Here is a 17005-nt window from a genome sequence, read left to right on the forward strand (position 1 = left end):
CATGGCTCCCACCGCTGCCGACCGTTCCGTCGTGACCGACTCCGCCGTCACCGCCGACCTGCGGGTGCTGGTGCTCGCCGGAGGGCTCTCCTACGAACGTGACGTCTCGCTCCGGTCCGGCCGCCGGGTGCTCGACGCGCTGCGCGCCGTCGGGATGGATGCCGAGCTGAGGGACGCCGACGTGACCCTGCTGCCGGCCCTGGCCGCCGACCCGCCGGACGCCGTCGTCATCGCCCTGCACGGCGCCACCGGCGAGGACGGCTCGCTGCGCGGGGTGCTCGACCTCTGCGGCGTCCCGTACGTGGGGTGCGACGCCCGCGCGTCCCGGCTCGCCTGGGACAAGCCGTCGGCCAAGGCGGTGCTCCGCGAGGCCGGCATCCCCACCCCGGACTGGGTCGCCCTCCCGCACGACCGCTTCTCGGAACTGGGCGCGGTGGCGGTGCTGGACCGCATCGTCGACCGGCTGGGGCTGCCGCTCATGGTGAAGCCCGCCCAGGGCGGTTCGGGGCTCGGCGCCGCCGTGGTCCGGGACGCCGCGTCCCTCCCGGCCGCGATGGTCGGCTGCTTCGCGTACGACCAGACGGCGCTGGTCGAGCGGTACGTGCCCGGCATGGACGTGGCGGTCTCCGTGGTCGACCTGGGCGACGGGCCGCAGGCCCTGCCGGCGGTGGAGATCGTGCCCCGCAACGGGGTGTACGACTACGCCGCCCGCTACACCGCCGGCCGGACGACGTGGCACACGCCGGCACGGCTGGAGCCGGAGATGGCCGGTGCGGTCTCCGAGGTCGCGCTGGCCGCCCACAGCGCGCTCGGCCTGCGCGACCTCAGCCGCGTCGACCTGATCGTGGACTCGGCGGGGCAGCCGCACGTGTTGGAGGTCAACGTCTCGCCGGGGATGACCGAGACCTCGCTGCTGCCGCTCGCCGTGCAGGCTGCCGGTCTGGACTTCGGCAAGATGATCGGAACGCTGGTGGCGCGCACCGCGACGCGCCGGGCCTGACCGTCCGCTCCTTCTGCCGACACGGGCGGCCACCCTGCAACAGGGTGGTCGCCCGTGTCGCGTCAGTCGTCGGACTGCCCGACCTCCGGGGCGATGGCGTCGACCTCCCGACCGTCGGATGCCGGGACGGGCGTCTCCTCGGCGGACTCAATCACGGAAACCGCCTCGCCCCTTGTGACGTCGTCCTCGGGCGAGGGCTGCCCGGTGAAGCTGGACGGGGTCTGCCACTGGATGCGTTGCGGCTCGGCCAGGGGCCTCCCTCCGAACTCCGCGAGCCAGGCCGCAACCAGGGCGAGATTCTCTCGCCATTGCGCCTCGGAGATGGGCGGCAGGATCGAGTCCCACAGGGGGAGGAAGGTACCGCGAAGCTGGAGCTGACCGTAGGGCCGGGCGAGGAACCACATGTGCAGGTGCGCCGAGCCGTCGCCCCAGCGGTTGACGTGCACCCTCGCAACCCCGTCCAGCGACCGGATCGCCCGTTCCAGGCGTACGGTCATCACCCCCAGTTCGGCGGCGAGCAGGTTCGGCAGGTCGCCGAGGTCCAGATGCGAGCGGGATTCCAGGATCAGGACCATCGGCAAGCCGGTGGGGCGGTCCATGGCGCGTACCCGCCAGCGCTCGCCCACCCAGATATAGGCGTCGTCGGGGGCGTTGCAGGCCGTGCATTCCCGGTGCCCCTCGCCCTTGCGGGGCGGTTCGACCGGGACCGGATCGTCGAGTTGCTTGATGCGAAGGTCGCCCTCGAAGGGGAAGGACGGCCACTGGGCGAAGTCCGGGACTGAGGGAGGGGTGTCGTGCACGACGCTGACACTAATCGCTCCCGGCACCCGCTGTCCCTACCCCGAACGAGCCGACGGCGGCTCGGTGCCGACCGCGGCGAGGCGGCCGTCTACGGGCTTGTCCACAGATATCCACAGGGCGCTGAGACTCGGAACACACCCGGCAATCCACAGGCCAGCAACGGGTTTCACGCGGAGTTTCACGTGAAACACGGCGAGGCTGTGGATAACTGCTGTGGATAACTTCCGGCCCCGATCCGCGCCGCCCGGGCGTCTGGGGAGCGCCTGTTTCACGTGAAACCACCGGCTGCCGCCAAGGGCCGTCGTACGACCCCCGCGCCACTCGATGGTGGCGACCCTTTGCGCCGTCGACACCGCCCCACCCTCAGGTCGACGCCGATCTGGCCGACGCCGCATCGGCGGCGCTGTCCCGGTCAACTCGTGGGGCCGGGCCAAGTCCGAGCGGTGGCGGGGAGCGGCGGCTGCTGTCCGAGCCACAGGACTGATGGACGGGGAGCCGGAGGGGTGGAGCACCGAGACCCCCGACCGGGAGGGAGGGTGGCTGAGGCTGATTCGTTCGAACGACCGAGAAGTCAACGGCTGATGGCTGGCGGCTGGCAGCCCTCTGCGTCGGGGCCACCGGACGGAGTTGGATGCACCGCGACAGGCGTCGCCTCGGCTCTGGCCTTGCTGCGGCGGCAAGCGAGCGAGCGCCCCAACTGCTAGATCACACCCGAGGCGTTCGCGGTCGAGTGGTCGAGCCGCGGCTCCGCTTGCAGCGCGACAGCGGTCCCCACGTACCGGACATGAGGCTGCGAGGCCATCGGTATCGCGGCAGTGGCTGCGGGCGGTAAGGCTCCGCAGCGGTGCTGCCATGAGGTGAGCCCGGCCCCGGCGTCCGGATGCACACCGCGCCCCTCAGCGCCGGACGCCGCGTCGGCCCGTCACGGCGCGCCGGTCGACGCCCGACAGCGGCCGCTGATGCGGTGGTGCCAGCAGCTTCCAAAGGACGCGACAGACGGGCGGTGGCGCAGCCCTCTGGCCGTGCCGCGCGAGAGGCCCGGGCCACGCGCCTGCTCGGTACGCCGTTTCACGTGAAACCGGCGCAGCGCGAGAGCTGCACTCCGGCCGGCGCAACTTCGCTTGGTTCAAGGCGATTCGCGGAGCCGGTGCCCGCTGCTCACGCGATGACACCCGAACCACATCGCATGTGACGGCGGCCGTTGCGAAGCCACCGCCCCAATCAGCCGCGTGCGTCCCCGAAGCCACCGCCCGACCAGCCTCCTACGGCCACGCCCACAAGCACCCGGCGGGCGCACCGGTTTCACGTGAAACCGCCGAGACGCCGCTGCCACCACACCCGCCCCCGTCCAGACAGCGGGGGACGTCGGGCTAGCCGGAAACGCCTCCTGCCGCCCCACAGCGCCAGGAGTGGAACGGAGCAGGAGTCGGGTAGGGCGGGCCCATCTCAGGCCCGTGGCGCTCAAATGAGGCGGCACCCCGGGCCGGCACCGGCGGTGGCCACGACGAACCGCCAAGGCGCCGGCAGGGTGGGCGTACCGCCGAGGGGTAGGCCACCGTCGGACATGGAACGGCCGCGTGGCCCGGTGGGTCACGCGGCCGGCGGCCGGAGGTCAGCCCTCCGGTTCCTCCTCCTGGCCGACGCCGATGATGCCGACGATCCGCTCCAGGTCGTCGACCGTCGCGAACTCGATGGTGATCTTGCCCTTGCTCCGGCCGATGTCCACCTTGACGCGGGTGTCGAACCGGTCGGAGAGCCGGTCGGCCAGATCCGTCAGCGCGGGCGCGTGCGGCTTGGGCCGGCGCCTGGCCGTCTCCTTCTTGCCGGCGCTGCCGTCGCTCACCGCCAGCATCACGATCTCCTCGGTCGCGCGGACCGAGAGCCCTTCGGCGACGATCCGCTTGGCCAACTGCTCCTGCGCCGTCGGGTCGTCGAGGCTCAGCAGCGCCCGGGCGTGGCCGGCGGAGAGCACGCCGGCGGCGACCCGACTCTGCACCGGCGCCGGGAGGTTGAGCAGCCGGATGGTGTTCGAGATCTGTGGCCGGCTCCGCCCGATCCGCTGGGCGAGTTCCTCGTGCGTGGCGCCGAACTCGTCCAGCAGCTGCTGGTACGCGGCGGCCTCCTCCAGCGGGTTCAGGTTGGCACGGTGGATGTTCTCCAGCAGCGCGTCCCGGAGCATGGCGTCGTCCCGGGTGTCCCGGACGATGGCGGGGATGCTCTCCCGCCCGACCGCCTGCGCGGCCCGCCAACGCCGCTCGCCCATGACGAGTTCGTACTTCTCGTCGTCGAGCTGTCGTACGACGATCGGCTGGAGGAAGCCGACCTCCTGGATCGAGGTCTTCAGTTCCTCCAGAGCCGCCTCGTCGAAGATGTGCCGGGGCTGCTTCGGGTTCGGCACGATCGCGTCGACCGGAATCTCGGCGAACCGGGCGCCCGGCACCGGGCTGAGCGCGGGCTCGGGCTGCGCCGCGACGGGCGGGCTGACCGGCGATGGCGTCGCCTCGGCGGGCGTGCCGAGAGCGTCGGCGGCGGGTGCCGCCGGGTCAGCCGTGGCGGGGTCGACGGTCGGCGCCGGTCCGGTCGGGATGAGGGCCCCCAGGCCCCGACCCAGACCGCCCCGAGGACGGTTCTTCATGCCACGCCTCCCAGCGACTGTTCCGCACTACGCATTCCGGCTCACCGGCTCCTTGACGCCACGCTCGGCGATTTCCTGGGCGGCCTCGAAGTAGCTCGTCGCCCCCCGCGATCCCGGATCGTAGGTCATCACGGACTGGCCGTAGCTCGGCGCCTCGGAGACGCGGACGTTGCGCGGGATGACCGCCTGGAGCACCTTGTCGCCGAAGTGGTTCCGGACGTCCTGCTCGACCGCGTCGGCCAGCCGCGTACGCCGGTCGTACATGGTGAGCAGGATCGTGGAGACCTGGAGCTTCGGATTGAGGTGCTGCCGGACCAGGTTGATGTTGTTGATCAGCTGGTTCAACCCCTCCAGCGCGTAGTACTCGCACTGGATCGGAATGAGCACCTCCTGCGCGGCGACGAGCGCGTTGACCGTGAGCAGGCCGAGCGACGGCGGGCAGTCGATGAAGACGTAGTCGAAGTGGCCGGGGTAGGCGGCGATGGCCCGGGCCAGCCGGGACTCGCGGGCGACCACCGACACCAACTCGATCTCCGCGCCGGCGAGGTCGATCGTGGCCGGTACGCACCAGAGGTTGGGGATGCCCTCGACCCCCTGCGCGACCTCCTCCAGCGGCACGCTGTTGATGAGGCAGTCGTAGACGTCCGGCACGCCGGTGTGGTGCGGAACGTTCAGCCCTGTGGAGGCGTTGCCCTGCGGGTCGAGGTCGACCACCAGCACCCGGTTGCCGTGCAGGGCGAGAGCCACCGCCAGGTTCACCGTGGTCGTGGTCTTCCCCACGCCGCCCTTCTGGTTCGCGACGCACATGACCCGGGTCCGCTCCGGCCGAGGCATCGTTACCTCGCCACTCGGATTCAGGATCTGCACGGCGCGCATCGCCTCCATAGCCAACGGTGGGTCATCCTCTTCGCGCGTCGGGGTTTCACGTGAAACGTACGGGGCGTCGGTCATGGCGGGCCCGTGGGCGCCGGCCGGGGACGCGGGCGTGTCGGTGACGGGTACGGGTTCGGGGGCGGCGTCCGGCACCGCGTCCGGAGTCGGCTGCTGCGGCACGGCCGCCTCGAACCGCGCCGAGGCCGAGGGGTTGCGGCGGATGGGGATCACCCGACCGCCGGCGGAGTTGCCCGGACGCGGCAGCCCGTCGGACGCCGGGCGGGCGGCTGGCAGCTCCGGCCCGGCCGGGCCGGCGGTGTCCCGCTGGACGATCGGGTCGCAGTCCGGCGGTCGGGTCGACGGACCGTGGGACGGCCCGTCGGGCGACCAGCTCGGGTAGTCGGTTTCACGTGAAACCGGATCGCCCGCGGATCCGGTCACGCGTGGATCGTCGTACCTGCCGTCGTCATGCACCTGTCATCCCTGCCCGCTTCGGATGGTCGGTCCGCACCCCGTCAACCGGCCCGCACGTGGTGCTCGCACCGCGGAGCGTACGGCCCGGCGGGAGCGGTCGGGACCCGGTGAACGTCCGTTGCCGCCCGCTCCACACTATCGACGCGCGGCCAGCCTACGGCTCACGGGCGCAGCCGGTCCACGTCGGGTTCTCATCCCTTCCGTCCACCCGCACCGGTTCAACGAAGCAACCGCCGACGGGACGCCGGTCGGCACCCGCGCGGCCGTCGCCTCCGACGTGGAGTCAGCGCCGACGGGACCGACCGCCGCGCGACCTCTTCGGCGCCTTCGGTCGGACCGGACCGACCACCCGCTCCCGCACGATCTCCACCACGGTCGTCGGTGGGTCGATGATCCCTTCGCCGCAGCGGTGCATCTCGGGCTCCCCGCCGCCGAGCCGCGCCACCGTCTCCGCGTGCTCCGCGATCTCGTCGGCCGCCGACGCACCCTTGAGGGCGATGAGCCGACCGCCGGGAACGGCCAGCGGCAGACACCACGTCGACAGCCGGTCCAGCGGGGCGACAGCGCGGGCGGTGACCACGTCCCCGCTGAGCGGGCCCACCCCGGTCGCCCCTGTCGCCGCCTCGTCTGCCCGCCCCCGGAACACCCGAACCGTCTTCGCCAGCCCGAGATGCTGCACCGCCTCGATGAGGAAGGAGGTGCGCCGGGCGAGGGGCTCGATCAGGGTCACCGTCAGGTCCGGCCGCGCGATCGCGAGCACCAGACCGGGCAGTCCCGCCCCGGAGCCGACGTCGAGCACCGTCGCGCCCTCAGGGATCCGCTCGGCGACCGCCGCGCAGTTGAGCAGGTGCCGGTCCCAGATCCGGGGCGCCTCGCGCGGCCCGATCAGGCCGCGGACCACGCCGTCGGTGACCAGCAGCTCGGCGTACGCGGCGGCCAGGTCGATCCGGTCGCCGAAGAGGGTGCGTGCCGCGCCGGCCAACTCGGGCGGCAGCACCGCGTCGGCCGGCGACGGGGCACGGTTGTCGGCTGGCGGCGCGGCAGGGCTGTCCATCGCCGATGGGGCTGCGCCGGAAGGCACGGGTGAATCGGGCCGGACAGGCGACGGCCCGGGCGGCGTGCCACCCGGGCCGGCCGCGGCACCGGCCGCGGTGTCGTCGTGGGTCACCCGGTCAGTCCGCCGGCCGGACGATGATGCGCCGGTTCGGCTCGACGCCCTCGGACTCGCTCTCCACGCCACTCATCGCGTTGACCACGTCGTGCACGCACTTACGCTCGAACGCGGACATCGGCTCCAGGCGCACGGGCTCGCCGTACTCCTTGACCTTCTCGACGGCGTTCTTGGCGACGGCGGCGAGCTCCTTGCGGCGGCTCGCCCGGTAGCCGCCGACGTCGAGCAGCAGCCGGCTCGGCGTGCCGGTCTGCCGGAAGACGGCGAGCCGGGCGAGCTCCTGGAGCGCCTCCAGGGTGGCGCCGCGCTGGCCGACCAGGTTCTGCAACCGGCCGCCGACCACCTCGACGACCGGACGTCCACCGGAGACCAGCTCGTCGATGTCGCCGTCGTAGTCGAGGATGTCGAGCAGGCCCTCGACGTAGTCGGCCGCGATCTCGCTCTGCCGGAACAGCTCGCTCTCGCCAGCGGGCTTCTTCTCCTTGGTGGCCGACTCCTCGTCGGTCTCCTCGGTCTCGCCGTTCACCGCGGTCGGCTCGGTCCCCTCGGAGTCCAGGGACTGCTCAGCGCGGGGGGTGCTGGTGTCGGTCACGGTCTCATCTCCGTACTCGCTCGGCCGGACCGTCGGGTCCGCTGGTTTCCCGGGGCCGGCGGGAGGTCGCCGGTGCCCACGGGCACGTCTGTCGTACGGGCAGTCTCGCCCGTGACCGCGCCGCGCGCGGCCGGTTCCGCCCGGCGCCGGCCGTACGGCGGCTGCACGGTGCGGAACGGGCCGCCGCCGGTCTCCCGACGGCGGCCCGGAGGTCCTCAGCCCTGCCGCTTGGCGGGGCGGCCCTTCTTGGGGTTGACCGGCTTGGCGCCCGGCTTGGGGCCGGCGACCTTCGGCGCGGCCGGCTTGGCCGGGGCCTGCGGGGCCGGCTTGGCGCGACCCAGCAGGCCGCCGGTCTTGGCGGGCTGCACGGGGTTGCGGGCCGAGGTGCCCGGCTTGCCGGTGGCGGTCGGCGGCGGCGGGAACTTGCGCAGCACCCACTGCTGCTGGCCGAGGGTGAAGAGGTTGTTGGTGACCCAGTAGATGATCACACCGATGGGGAAGATCGCGCCGGAGACGAGCAGCGACAGCGGGATGCCGTAGAGCATCAGCTTCTGGATCATCCGCTGCTGCGGGTCCTCGGCCCAGCCGGTCTTGAGGATCATCTGGCGGCTGGTGAGGTAGGTCGTGCCCATCATGATCAGGACCAGGATGCCGGCGATGACCTTGACGGTGGTGCCGTTGGCGCCGAGGCGGGCCAGCTCGTCGGCGGTCGAGCCGAACTTGCCGGCGATCGGCGCGGTGAAGAGCTTCGCGGCCGAGGCGCTCTCGAACTGGCCGACCGTCCAGCCGTAGAGGGTCTTGCCCGGGTTGGCCGGGTCGAGCCGGCGGAGCACGTGGAACAGGCCGAGGAAGACCGGGATCTGGAGGAACATCGGAAGGCAGCCCATGAGCGGGTTGGCCTTTTCCTTCCGGTAGAGCTCCATCATCTCCTTCTGGAGCGTCTCCCGGTCACCCTTGTGCTTCTCCTGCAGCGCCTTCACCTGCGGCTGGAGCGCCTGCATCGCCCGCTGCGACTTGATCTGCTTGACGAAGACAGGGAAGAGGATCACCCGGACGGTGACCACCAGGAAGATGATGGCGAGGATCCAGGCCCAGTTGGTGCCGATCACCGCCGCGTCCGGCACCCCGATGGCGTCCCAGGCCCCATGCCAGGCCAGCAGGATCCACGAAATCGCGTAGTAGATCCAGTCGAGACTCAATTCTCAGGCTCCAGTCACATCGGCACGGCGGCGTCCGCCCGGCTCCGGCACCGGGTCGTGTCCACCTGGGTGGAAGGGGTGGCAGCGCAACAACCGCCGGACCGTCAGGCCAGCTCCCCGGACAGCGCCGTGCCGGGCCACCGCCTCCAGGGCGTAGGCGCTGCACGACGGGTAGAACCGACAGCGGGCCGGCAGAGCCGGACTTATCCACCGACGGTACGCGATGATCGGCCCGCTCAGCACCCGGGCACCGATCGTCGCGGGCCGTGGCGCGGCCGGCCCGGCGGTCACCGCGACCGCCGTCCGCGGGGCGCCCGCGCGGCGGCGATCGCCGCGTCCAGGTCGGCGCCCAGTCGCGGGTACGACGCCTCGGCCGCGGCTGGCAGCGCGCGGACGACCAGGGTGCTCCCGGGGGGCAGCTCCGTCAGCCGCTCGCGGACCAGGTGCCGCAGGCGGCGGCGGACCCGGTTGCGGACCACCGCGTTGCCGACGGCCTTGGACACGACGAAGCCGGCGCGGGCCGGTACGGAGGGTTGCTCCGCACCGCTGCTCCGCGCCGGCTCCGGCGAGGTTGCTGTCGCGGCGTCGGGGGTCGACGGCAGGCTCAGGTGGACGACGACCGCGCCGCGGCCGGCGCGGCGGCCACCCCGGACCGCTGCGGCGAAGTCAGTGCTGCGCCGCAGTCGCTGTGCGGCCGCCAGCACGACTGCCCACGTCCCCCGGACCTGACCCGGTCGGCCTCAGGCCGACAGGCGGGCGCGGCCCTTGGCGCGACGGGTCGAGATGATGGCGCGGCCGGCACGGGTGCGCATGCGCAGCCGGAAGCCGTGGGTCTTCGCGCGCCGGCGGGTGTTCGGCTGGTAGGTGCGCTTGCTCACGTCAGGCTCTCCGTTTTCGTACGCCCCGGGCGAGAGGCCGCCGGGATCGTGTGGTGGTCCAGGCCACCTCGGCGGTGGCCCCCGATCGGTGCTGCCCGGCGATGCGGGACCTCGGCGATGCGGGGAAGCGACCGCGGACAGCAAGCACCCATCACCCTAGCAGAGGGCGAGAGAGCAGCCGTTCCAGCCTACGCAGGGGGGCAACCACCGTCAAACACCCCCACCAGGGCGGACATCGGCGCACCGCCGACGAGCGAAGCGGCGGTTTTCGCTGATGTCGCCAAGGGTCGCCGCGCGTCGGCGGTTGATGGCGCGCGGACAACGCTGTTACCGTGCCCGATTGCGGTCAGCGTCGAAAAGGTCCGGTCGTCGCTGGCGGGCAAGACCGGACAACGTAGTGAATCGTTCGGCACGGTGAACCCGCTTCAGCGCCCGTTCAGGCAGGGGGCAGGTCCGACCCGCATCCGGCGGGCGGCCACAATCGGTACGTACACAGGCTGTGGATAACTTGTGGACGAGGACCGGTCGGCCGTCCGGGTGGGTGTCGTTCCGCCCATGAACGCGGCGGGCCCGGGGCGACCGACCGGAGAAGACGGCGGCGTCGGCGGAGCAGAGGCGAGGGGGTGGCACGACGGTGACCGGCACGACCGACCTTGCCGCGGTGTGGACGGCGACGACCGACGAACTCGCCGACGAGATCATCTCCGCGCAGCAGCGGGCGTACCTGCGGCTGACCCGGCTGCGGGCCATCGTCGAGGACACCGCGCTGCTCTCCGTCCCGGACGCCTTCACCCGGGACGTGATCGAGTCCCGCCTGCGCCCGGCGATCACCGAGGCGCTCACCCGCCGGCTGGGCCGGCCGATCCAGGTCGCGGTGACCGTACGCGTGCCCGACGACGGCTCCGGCCGCCCGGCCGGCACCGTCTACCGCAGCGCCCCGGAGCCGGGGCCGGCCGGCCACGACGGCGGGCCGCGCGACTTCGGCGACCGGCCGGGGGCGTTCGACGGCGCGGCGGTGGGCCTGCTGGACGGCGCGGCCCTCGACCTCGGGCAGCAACCGCCGCTCATCCCCGAGCAGGCGCACCCGGAGCGCCGGCCGGACGGCCCGGTCCCGACCGCGCTGCCGGCCGACGACGGGCTCCGGCCCGGCCCTGGCGACCGGGACGGTCAGGAGGCCCTGTTCAGCACGGCGTTCGCCGAGCCGCCGCGGCCCGACCGGCCGGCACCGGTCCGGCGCGCGCCCGAGCGGCGCGGCTTCGACGAGCAGGCCGCCCGGCTGGACCCGCCGACCGTGGACGCCCGGGGGTTCGAGCCGCGCTACCGCGAGGACGCCGTCTCCCCCCGGGACCAGCACGTGATCCGGGCGCTGCCCCGGGACACCGGCACCGACAGCGGGCCCGGCCGGGGTGGCGTAGATCACCGGCCCGGGGGTCGGGACGACCGCCGGCTGCCCGGCGGCCCCGAGGCCGGCGGCAACCGGCTCAACCCGAAGTACATGTTCGAGACGTTCGTCATCGGCTCGTCCAACCGCTTCGCGCACGCGGCGAGCGTCGCGGTGGCCGAGTCGCCGGCGAAGGCGTACAACCCGCTGTTCATCTACGGCAGCTCGGGGCTGGGCAAGACGCACCTGCTGCACGCCATCGGGCACTACGCCACGACGCTGGGCAACGCCCGCTCGGTCCGGTACGTCTCGACCGAGGAGTTCACCAACGACTTCATCAACTCGCTCCGGGACGACAAGACCAGCGCGTTCCAGCGGCGCTACCGCGACGTCGACATCCTGCTGATCGACGACATCCAGTTCCTGGAGACCCGCGAGCGCACCCAGGAGGAGTTCTTCCACACCTTCAACACCCTGCACAACGCCAACAAGCAGATCGTGATCACCTCCGACCGGTCGCCAAAGCAGCTCGCCACCCTGGAGGACCGGCTGCGTACCCGGTTCGAGTGGGGGCTGCTCGCCGACATCCAGCCGCCGGACCTGGAGACCCGGATCGCGATCCTCCAGAAGAAGGCGGCGCAGGAGCGCCTCTACGCCCCGCCGGATGTGTTGGAGTTCATCGCCTCGCGGGTGTCGAACTCGATCCGGGAGCTGGAGGGCGCGCTGATCCGGGTGACGGCGTTCGCCAGCCTGACCCGGTCCACGGTCGAGCTGTCGCTCGCCGAGGAGGTGCTGCGCGACTTCATCCCCGACGGCGCCGGGCCGGAGATCACCGCCGACCAGATCATGGTCTCCACCGCGGACTACTTCGGCGTCAGCCTGGAGGACCTGCGCGGGCACTCCCGCTCCCGGGTGCTGGTGAACGCCCGCCAGGTGGCCATGTACCTGTGCCGGGAGCTGACCGACCTGTCGCTGCCCCGGATCGGGCAGGCGTTCGGCGGCCGGGACCACACCACCGTCATGCACGCCGACCGCAAGATCCGCCAGCAGATGGCCGAGCGCCGCTCGCTCTACAACCAGATCGCCGAGCTGACGAACCGGATCAAGCAGAACACCTGACGCGTACGCCCGCCGTCGCGCGCGGCGGGCGAGGGGCGACGAACGCGCCCGGCCGGACCACCGGCCGGGCGCTTCTTCTTTCTCCACAGCCAGCCCGGGGCTCCACAGCCGGCCGGGGCTTGACCCTCGACATGGTGGAGACCACACCATCGAAGCCGTGACCGTCCACCGCCCGGATCGTTGTCCACAGCTCGTCGTCCACCGCCTGTGGATAACTACCGTCCGCACAATCCTCGATTACCCACAGGTTGTGGAGAAACCCTGGGGACGACGCTGTGGACGCCTGGGGACAACGCCGCCGTTGTCCACCGACGACGGTCGGCCTGTGGGCGAGCTGTTGAAGGTTCTGGGGATGACGCCCGTCGAGCCGGTTCCGCCTGTCCACAGGACTGGGGAGAAAGTCGGTGGATTACCGGTGGACAACCGGTGGACAGCGGTGGAAAACCTGGGGGCGACGGCCGCCTGTGGATCGCGACACGGGTTGTACCCCTGGTTCTCCACAGCCAAACCACCGGTGGATAACGTGTCTGACCTGCACAGACGCCGGTTCTCCACAGTTTGCACAGGTGCGATGAAGATGACGAGTTATCTCTTCTAAGACAACAAAAACCAATCACCACCGTTGGACTTTCTGTGGATTGGCCGGATCCGCCGTGGGCGGGCCCTCCGGCACCAGGGAGTCCACGGGGTCGGGCGCACAGCCGATGCCCGCGCGCCCTAAGGTGCGATGGGTACCCGCACGGACAGGCGGGTCGGTAGGCAGCGGTCGGCATGAGAGAGTTGTCGCTGACGTCGACGCGGAGGCATTGATGAAGTTCCGAGTGGAGCGCGACGCGCTCGCCGAGGCCGTGGCCTGGACCGCGAAGAGCCTGCCCAACCGGCCGTCCGTACCGGTGCTCGCGGGCGTGATGCTGCGCGTCACGGACGGGAACCTGCAGGTCTCCGGCTTTGACTACGAGGTCTCCAGCCAGGTGACCGTCGAGGTGCAGGGGGACGCCGACGGGGCCGCCCTGGTCTCCGGCCGGTTGCTCGCCGAGATCACCAAGGCGCTGCCCGCCAAGCCGGTGGACATCGCCGCGGTCGGGGCGCACCTCGAACTGGTCTGCGGCAGCGCCCGGTTCACCCTGCCCACCATGCCGGTCGAGGACTACCCGTCCCTGCCGGAGATGCCCGAGAGCGCCGGCACCGTCGACGCGGCCGCCTTCGCCGCCGCCGTCGCCCAGGTCGCCGTCGCCGCCGGCCGCGACGAGACGCTGCCGATGATGACCGGCGTACGCCTCGAGCTCTCCGGCGGCACGCTGGCCATGCTCGCCACCGACCGCTACCGGCTGGCCCTGCGCGAGATGGCGTGGAACCCGGACGACCCCGAGGTCAGCATCAACGCCCTCGTGCCGGCCCGGACGCTGCACGACACCGCCAAGGCCCTCGGCCCGCTCGGCGGCCAGGTCACCATGGCGCTCTCCCAGGGCGCGGCCGGCGAGGGGATGATCGGCTTCGCCGCCGGCACCCGGCGCACCACCAGCCGGCTGCTCGACGGCGCGAACTACCCGCCGGTGCGCTCGCTCTTCCCGGCCACCCACAACGCCGAGGCCCGGGTGCCCGTCAGCACCCTGATCGAGGTCGTCAAGCGGGTCGCCCTGGTGGCCGAGCGGACCACCCCGGTGCTGCTCAGCTTCAGCGCCGACGGCCTGGTGGTCGAGGCCGGCGGCACCGAGGAGGCGCGGGCCAGCGAGGCCATGGAGGCCACCTTCACCGGCGAACCGCTCACCATCGGCTTCAACCCGCAGTACCTGATCGACGGCCTCGCCAACCTGGGGGCCCAGTTCGCCGTGCTCTCGTTCGTCGACGCCTTCAAGCCCGCGGTGATTTCGCCCGCCGGCGAGGATGGCGAGGTCGTCCCCGGGTACCGCTACCTCATCATGCCGATCCGCGTCTCCCGCTGATCGCGCCCGAGAAGACCCCGACGCACGGAGGTAGGAACACATGCAGCTCGGCCTGGTAGGGCTCGGCCGAATGGGCGGCAACATGCGCGAGCGGCTGCGCGCCGCCGGGCACGAGGTGGTCGGCTTCGACCACAACGCGGAGCTGAGCGACGTCGCCACCCTGGCGGAGCTGGCGGAGAAGCTGGAGTCGCCGCGCGCGGTCTGGGTCATGGTCCCCGCCGGCGTCACCGACGCGACCATCGACGAGCTGGCCGGCGTCCTCGGCGAGGGCGACATCATCATCGACGGTGGCAACTCGCGGTTCAGCGATGACGCGCCGCGGGCCGAGCGGCTCAACGAGCAGGGCATCGGCTACCTCGACGTCGGCGTCTCCGGCGGCGTCTGGGGCCGGCAGAACGGCTACGCGCTGATGGTCGGCGGCGCCCGGGAGCACGTCGACCGGCTCATGCCGATCTTCGAGTCGCTGAAGCCGGAGGGCGAGTTCGGCTTCGTGCACGCCGGGCCGGTCGGCGCCGGGCACTACGCCAAGATGGTGCACAACGGCATCGAGTACGGCCTGATGCACGCCTACGCCGAGGGCTACGAGCTGCTGGCGAAGTCCGAGCTGGTCACCAACGTGCCGGGGGTGTTCAAGTCCTGGCGCGAGGGCACCGTGGTGCGCTCCTGGCTGCTCGACCTGCTCGACCGGGCCCTCGACGAGGACCCGGAGCTGGCCGAGCTGAGCGGCTACACGGAGGACACCGGCGAGGGCCGGTGGACGGTCGACGAGGCGGTCCGGCTCGCGGTGCCGCTGAACGTGATCGCCGCCTCGCTCTTCGCCCGGTTCGCCTCCCGCCAGGACGACTCGCCGGCCATGAAGGCTGTCGCCGCGCTGCGCCAGCAGTTCGGCGGGCACGCCGTCGTCAAGCGCAAGAGCTGAGCGGTATCCACAGCCTGTGTACGTCCGCCGGCTCGAACTGGTCGACTTCCGCTCGTACGAGCGGGTCGGCGTGGACCTGGAGCCGGGGGCGAACGTCCTGATCGGCGCCAACGGCGTCGGCAAGACGAACCTCGTCGAGGCGTTGGGCTACGTGGCGACCCTGGACTCGCACCGGGTCGCCACGGACGCCCCCCTCGTCCGGATGGGCGCCGCCTCGGCGGTGATCCGCTGCGCCGTGGTGCACGAGGGGCGCGAGCTGCTGGTCGAGCTGGAAATCGTGCCGGGCAAGGCCAACCGGGCGCGGCTCGGTCGCTCCCCGGCCCGCCGGGCGCGGGACGTGCTCGGCGCGCTGCGGCTCGTGCTGTTCGCCCCGGAGGATCTGGAACTCGTCCGGGGCGACCCGGCGGAGCGCCGCCGCTACCTCGACGACCTGCTGGTCAGCCGCCAGCCCCGCTACGCGGGGGTGCGCGCCGACTACGAGCGGGTGGTCAAGCAGCGCAACGCCCTGCTGCGTACGGCGTACCTCGCCCGTAAGACGGGCGGGTCGCGGGGCGGGGACCTGTCGACCCTGGCGGTCTGGGACACCCACCTGGCCCGGCACGGCGCGGAGCTGCTCGCCGGCCGGCTGGAGCTGGTCGCCGCGCTCGCCCCGCACGTGAGCAAGGCGTACGACGCGGTGGCGGCCGGCCGGGGGGCGGCCGGGATCGCGTACCGGCCCTCGGTGGAGCTGGCGGAGCCCACCACGGACCGGGAGACGCTCGCGGCGGCGCTGACCGCCGCGCTCGCCGAGTCCCGCGCCGCCGAGGTCGAACGGGGCACCACGCTGGTCGGCCCGCACCGCGACGAGCTGGCGCTGACCCTCGGCCCGCTGCCCGCCAAGGGCTACGCCAGCCACGGCGAGTCGTGGTCGTACGCGCTGGCGCTGCGACTGGCCGGCTACGACCTGCTCCGCTCCGACGGCATCGAGCCGGTGCTGGTGCTCGATGACGTCTTCGCCGAGCTGGACGCCGGCCGGCGGGAGCGGTTGGCCGAGCTGGTCGGCGGGGCGAGCCAACTGCTGGTGACCTGCGCGGTCGCCGACGACGTGCCGGCGTCCCTGCGCGGCGTCCGGTACGCCGTCGGCGAGGGGACGGTGCGCCGTGTCGGATGAGCAGTTGCCCCCCGCCCGCCTGGGCCCGGGGCGCGGCGGGTCGGCCGGCGGCGACACCGGCGGGACAACGGGTGATTCCGGCGGCGCGGCGGGCGGCGGGGACGCGCCGGCCGCCGCCAGCGGGCCGGAGCTTGCCCGGGCGGTGCTCGACGCGGCCAGGGCCCGCCGGGAGGCGGCGGCGCGCACGCGTCGGCGTGCCCCCGGCGGCGGCGCGGGTGACGACGGCGGCTCGCAGCGTCGCCTGCGCGGCTACTCAGGCCCGGGGCCGGACCCGCGCGACCCGCAGCCGCTCGGCGCGGTGTTGAACCGGCTGGTGAAGGCGCGCGGCTGGCAGCAGCCGGCGGCGGAGGCGACGGTGTTCGGCGCCTGGGAGCGGGTGGTGGGCCCGGAGGTGGCCCAGCACAGCCGGCCGGTCAAGCTGGAGGACGGCGAGCTGACCGTGGAGGCCCGGTCGACCGCCTGGGCCACCCAGTTGCGGCTGCTGGCGAGCTCGCTGCTTCAGCAGATCGCCCGGGAGGTCGGCCACAACGTGGTGCGCAAGCTGCACATCCACGGCCCGGCCGCGCCCTCCTGGTCGAAGGGACCCCGGCGGGTACGCGGCCGCGGCCCTCGGGACACCTACGGCTGACGGGTCAGTGACCGCCGCGCCGGGCCTCGCGCTCGGCGCGCTTGCGTTCGCGCTGTTCGCGGCTCCACTGCTTGCGGCGCTCCAGGTCCTGCTTCCAGGCCTCGCGGGCCTCGTTGGAGCCACCCTGGATGGCGCCCTGCACCTCCGGCGGGCCGGCCCAGCGCCGGAAGGCCCACGACATCAGCCAGCCACCCTCGCCGGAGCCCTTCGGAGCCGGCTTCTCCTCGCTCATCGACTGACCC

Annotated in this window: 16 protein-coding genes and 1 pseudogene; 7 read left to right on the forward strand and 10 right to left on the reverse strand. The window is 72.7% G+C overall.

Annotation, left to right across the window (positions count from 1 at the left end; genetic code table 11):
• Position 1 precedes the first annotated feature (1 nt).
• Positions 2-1000 (forward strand): D-alanine--D-alanine ligase, encoded by a 999-nt coding sequence (locus ACFY23_RS00940; protein WP_350677751.1) that lies wholly within the window; start codon positions 2-4, stop codon positions 998-1000.
• A gap of 104 nt (positions 1001-1104) precedes the next feature.
• On the opposite strand, the pseudogene ACFY23_RS00945 reads toward ACFY23_RS00940, so the two are convergent.
• From ACFY23_RS00945 to ACFY23_RS00955, 3 genes and pseudogenes are all read right to left on the reverse strand, one after another.
• Positions 1105-1800, reverse strand: a pseudogene (locus ACFY23_RS00945) (hypothetical protein); the annotation flags it as partial.
• 1613 nt (positions 1801-3413) lie between these two features.
• A complete protein-coding gene (locus ACFY23_RS00950) occupies positions 3414-4436 on the reverse strand; it encodes a ParB/RepB/Spo0J family partition protein (RefSeq protein ID WP_350677749.1) in 1023 nt (340 codons plus the stop codon).
• A 27-nt stretch (positions 4437-4463) separates the two neighbouring features.
• Complete coding sequence (locus ACFY23_RS00955) at positions 4464-5489, reverse strand: ParA family protein (RefSeq protein ID WP_387035908.1); 1026 nt, start codon at positions 5487-5489, stop codon at positions 4464-4466.
• On the opposite strand from ACFY23_RS00955, the gene ACFY23_RS00960 reads away from it, so the two are divergent.
• Positions 5386-5709: a hypothetical protein gene (locus ACFY23_RS00960; protein ID WP_387035921.1), complete on the forward strand. Its 324-nt coding sequence runs from the start codon at positions 5386-5388 to the stop codon at positions 5707-5709. The genes ACFY23_RS00955 and ACFY23_RS00960 overlap by 104 nt on opposite strands.
• Before the next feature lie 357 nt (positions 5710-6066).
• On the opposite strand, the gene rsmG is transcribed toward ACFY23_RS00960, so the two are convergent.
• The 6 genes from rsmG to rpmH form a co-directional block, all read right to left on the reverse strand.
• Positions 6067-6837 carry a 16S rRNA (guanine(527)-N(7))-methyltransferase RsmG gene (gene rsmG / locus ACFY23_RS00965; protein WP_350677745.1) on the reverse strand — a complete coding sequence of 257 codons (771 nt, stop codon included), beginning with the start codon at positions 6835-6837 and terminating at the stop codon, positions 6067-6069.
• A gap of 118 nt (positions 6838-6955) precedes the next feature.
• Positions 6956-7546 (reverse strand): R3H domain-containing nucleic acid-binding protein, encoded by a 591-nt coding sequence (locus ACFY23_RS00970; RefSeq protein WP_350677743.1) that lies wholly within the window; start codon positions 7544-7546, stop codon positions 6956-6958.
• Between the two features lie 215 nt (positions 7547-7761).
• Positions 7762-8745, reverse strand: a complete 984-nt coding sequence (yidC, locus tag ACFY23_RS00975) for a membrane protein insertase YidC (RefSeq protein WP_350677741.1) — start codon at positions 8743-8745, stop codon at positions 7762-7764.
• Between the two features lie 3 nt (positions 8746-8748).
• Positions 8749-8988, reverse strand: a complete 240-nt coding sequence (yidD, locus tag ACFY23_RS00980) for a membrane protein insertion efficiency factor YidD (protein ID WP_350677800.1) — start codon at positions 8986-8988, stop codon at positions 8749-8751.
• A gap of 44 nt (positions 8989-9032) precedes the next feature.
• Positions 9033-9449: a ribonuclease P protein component gene (rnpA, locus tag ACFY23_RS00985; RefSeq protein WP_350677739.1), complete on the reverse strand. Its 417-nt coding sequence runs from the start codon at positions 9447-9449 to the stop codon at positions 9033-9035.
• A 36-nt stretch (positions 9450-9485) separates the two neighbouring features.
• Positions 9486-9623 carry a 50S ribosomal protein L34 gene (gene rpmH / locus ACFY23_RS00990; RefSeq protein ID WP_350677737.1) on the reverse strand — a complete coding sequence of 46 codons (138 nt, stop codon included), beginning with the start codon at positions 9621-9623 and terminating at the stop codon, positions 9486-9488.
• A gap of 634 nt (positions 9624-10257) precedes the next feature.
• Between rpmH and dnaA the strand changes: the two genes are divergently transcribed.
• The 5 genes from dnaA (at position 10258) to ACFY23_RS01015 (ending at position 16763) form a co-directional block, all read left to right on the forward strand.
• Complete coding sequence (dnaA, locus tag ACFY23_RS00995) at positions 10258-12123, forward strand: chromosomal replication initiator protein DnaA (protein ID WP_350677735.1); 1866 nt, start codon at positions 10258-10260, stop codon at positions 12121-12123.
• Positions 12124-12932: 809 nt separating this feature from the next.
• Positions 12933-14066 carry a DNA polymerase III subunit beta gene (gene dnaN / locus ACFY23_RS01000; protein ID WP_350677733.1) on the forward strand — a complete coding sequence of 378 codons (1134 nt, stop codon included), beginning with the start codon at positions 12933-12935 and terminating at the stop codon, positions 14064-14066.
• Positions 14067-14106: 40 nt separating this feature from the next.
• On the forward strand, positions 14107-14985 hold the full coding sequence (gnd, locus tag ACFY23_RS01005) for a phosphogluconate dehydrogenase (NAD(+)-dependent, decarboxylating) (RefSeq protein WP_350677731.1): 879 nt from the start codon (positions 14107-14109) through the stop codon (positions 14983-14985).
• Positions 14986-15001: 16 nt separating this feature from the next.
• Complete coding sequence (gene recF / locus ACFY23_RS01010) at positions 15002-16135, forward strand: DNA replication/repair protein RecF (protein ID WP_350677729.1); 1134 nt, start codon at positions 15002-15004, stop codon at positions 16133-16135.
• On the forward strand, positions 16125-16763 hold the full coding sequence (locus tag ACFY23_RS01015; RefSeq protein WP_350677726.1) for a DciA family protein: 639 nt from the start codon (positions 16125-16127) through the stop codon (positions 16761-16763). The genes recF and ACFY23_RS01015 overlap by 11 nt, the downstream gene beginning before the upstream one ends.
• Before the next feature lie 4 nt (positions 16764-16767).
• On the opposite strand, the gene ACFY23_RS01020 is transcribed toward ACFY23_RS01015, so the two are convergent.
• Positions 16768-16995, reverse strand: coding sequence for a hypothetical protein (locus tag ACFY23_RS01020; RefSeq protein WP_350677723.1), 228 nt, complete (start codon positions 16993-16995; stop codon positions 16768-16770).
• Between the last annotated feature and the right edge of the window lie 10 nt (positions 16996-17005).

This window comes from Micromonospora sp. NPDC000121 (genome assembly GCF_042899165.1).
GTDB lineage: Bacteria > Actinomycetota > Actinomycetes > Mycobacteriales > Micromonosporaceae > Micromonospora.

Bases quoted from the DNA above. Each gene is read 5' to 3' on its own strand.
- ACFY23_RS00940 (WP_350677751.1), top strand. From the start codon at position 2: ATGGCTCCCACCGCTGCCGACCGTTCCGTCGTGACCGACTCCGCCGTC.
- gnd (WP_350677731.1), top strand. From the start codon at position 14,107: ATGCAGCTCGGCCTGGTAGGGCTCGGCCGAATGGGCGGCAACATGCGC.
- ACFY23_RS00950 (WP_350677749.1), bottom strand. From the start codon at position 4,436: ATGAAGAACCGTCCTCGGGGCGGTCTGGGTCGGGGCCTGGGGGCCCTC.
- ACFY23_RS01020 (WP_350677723.1), bottom strand. From the start codon at position 16,995: ATGAGCGAGGAGAAGCCGGCTCCGAAGGGCTCCGGCGAGGGTGGCTGG.
- ACFY23_RS00960 (WP_387035921.1), top strand. From the start codon at position 5,386: ATGGCGGGCCCGTGGGCGCCGGCCGGGGACGCGGGCGTGTCGGTGACG.
- dnaN (WP_350677733.1), top strand. From the start codon at position 12,933: ATGAAGTTCCGAGTGGAGCGCGACGCGCTCGCCGAGGCCGTGGCCTGG.
- rsmG (WP_350677745.1), bottom strand. From the start codon at position 6,837: ATGGACAGCCCTGCCGCGCCGCCAGCCGACAACCGTGCCCCGTCGCCG.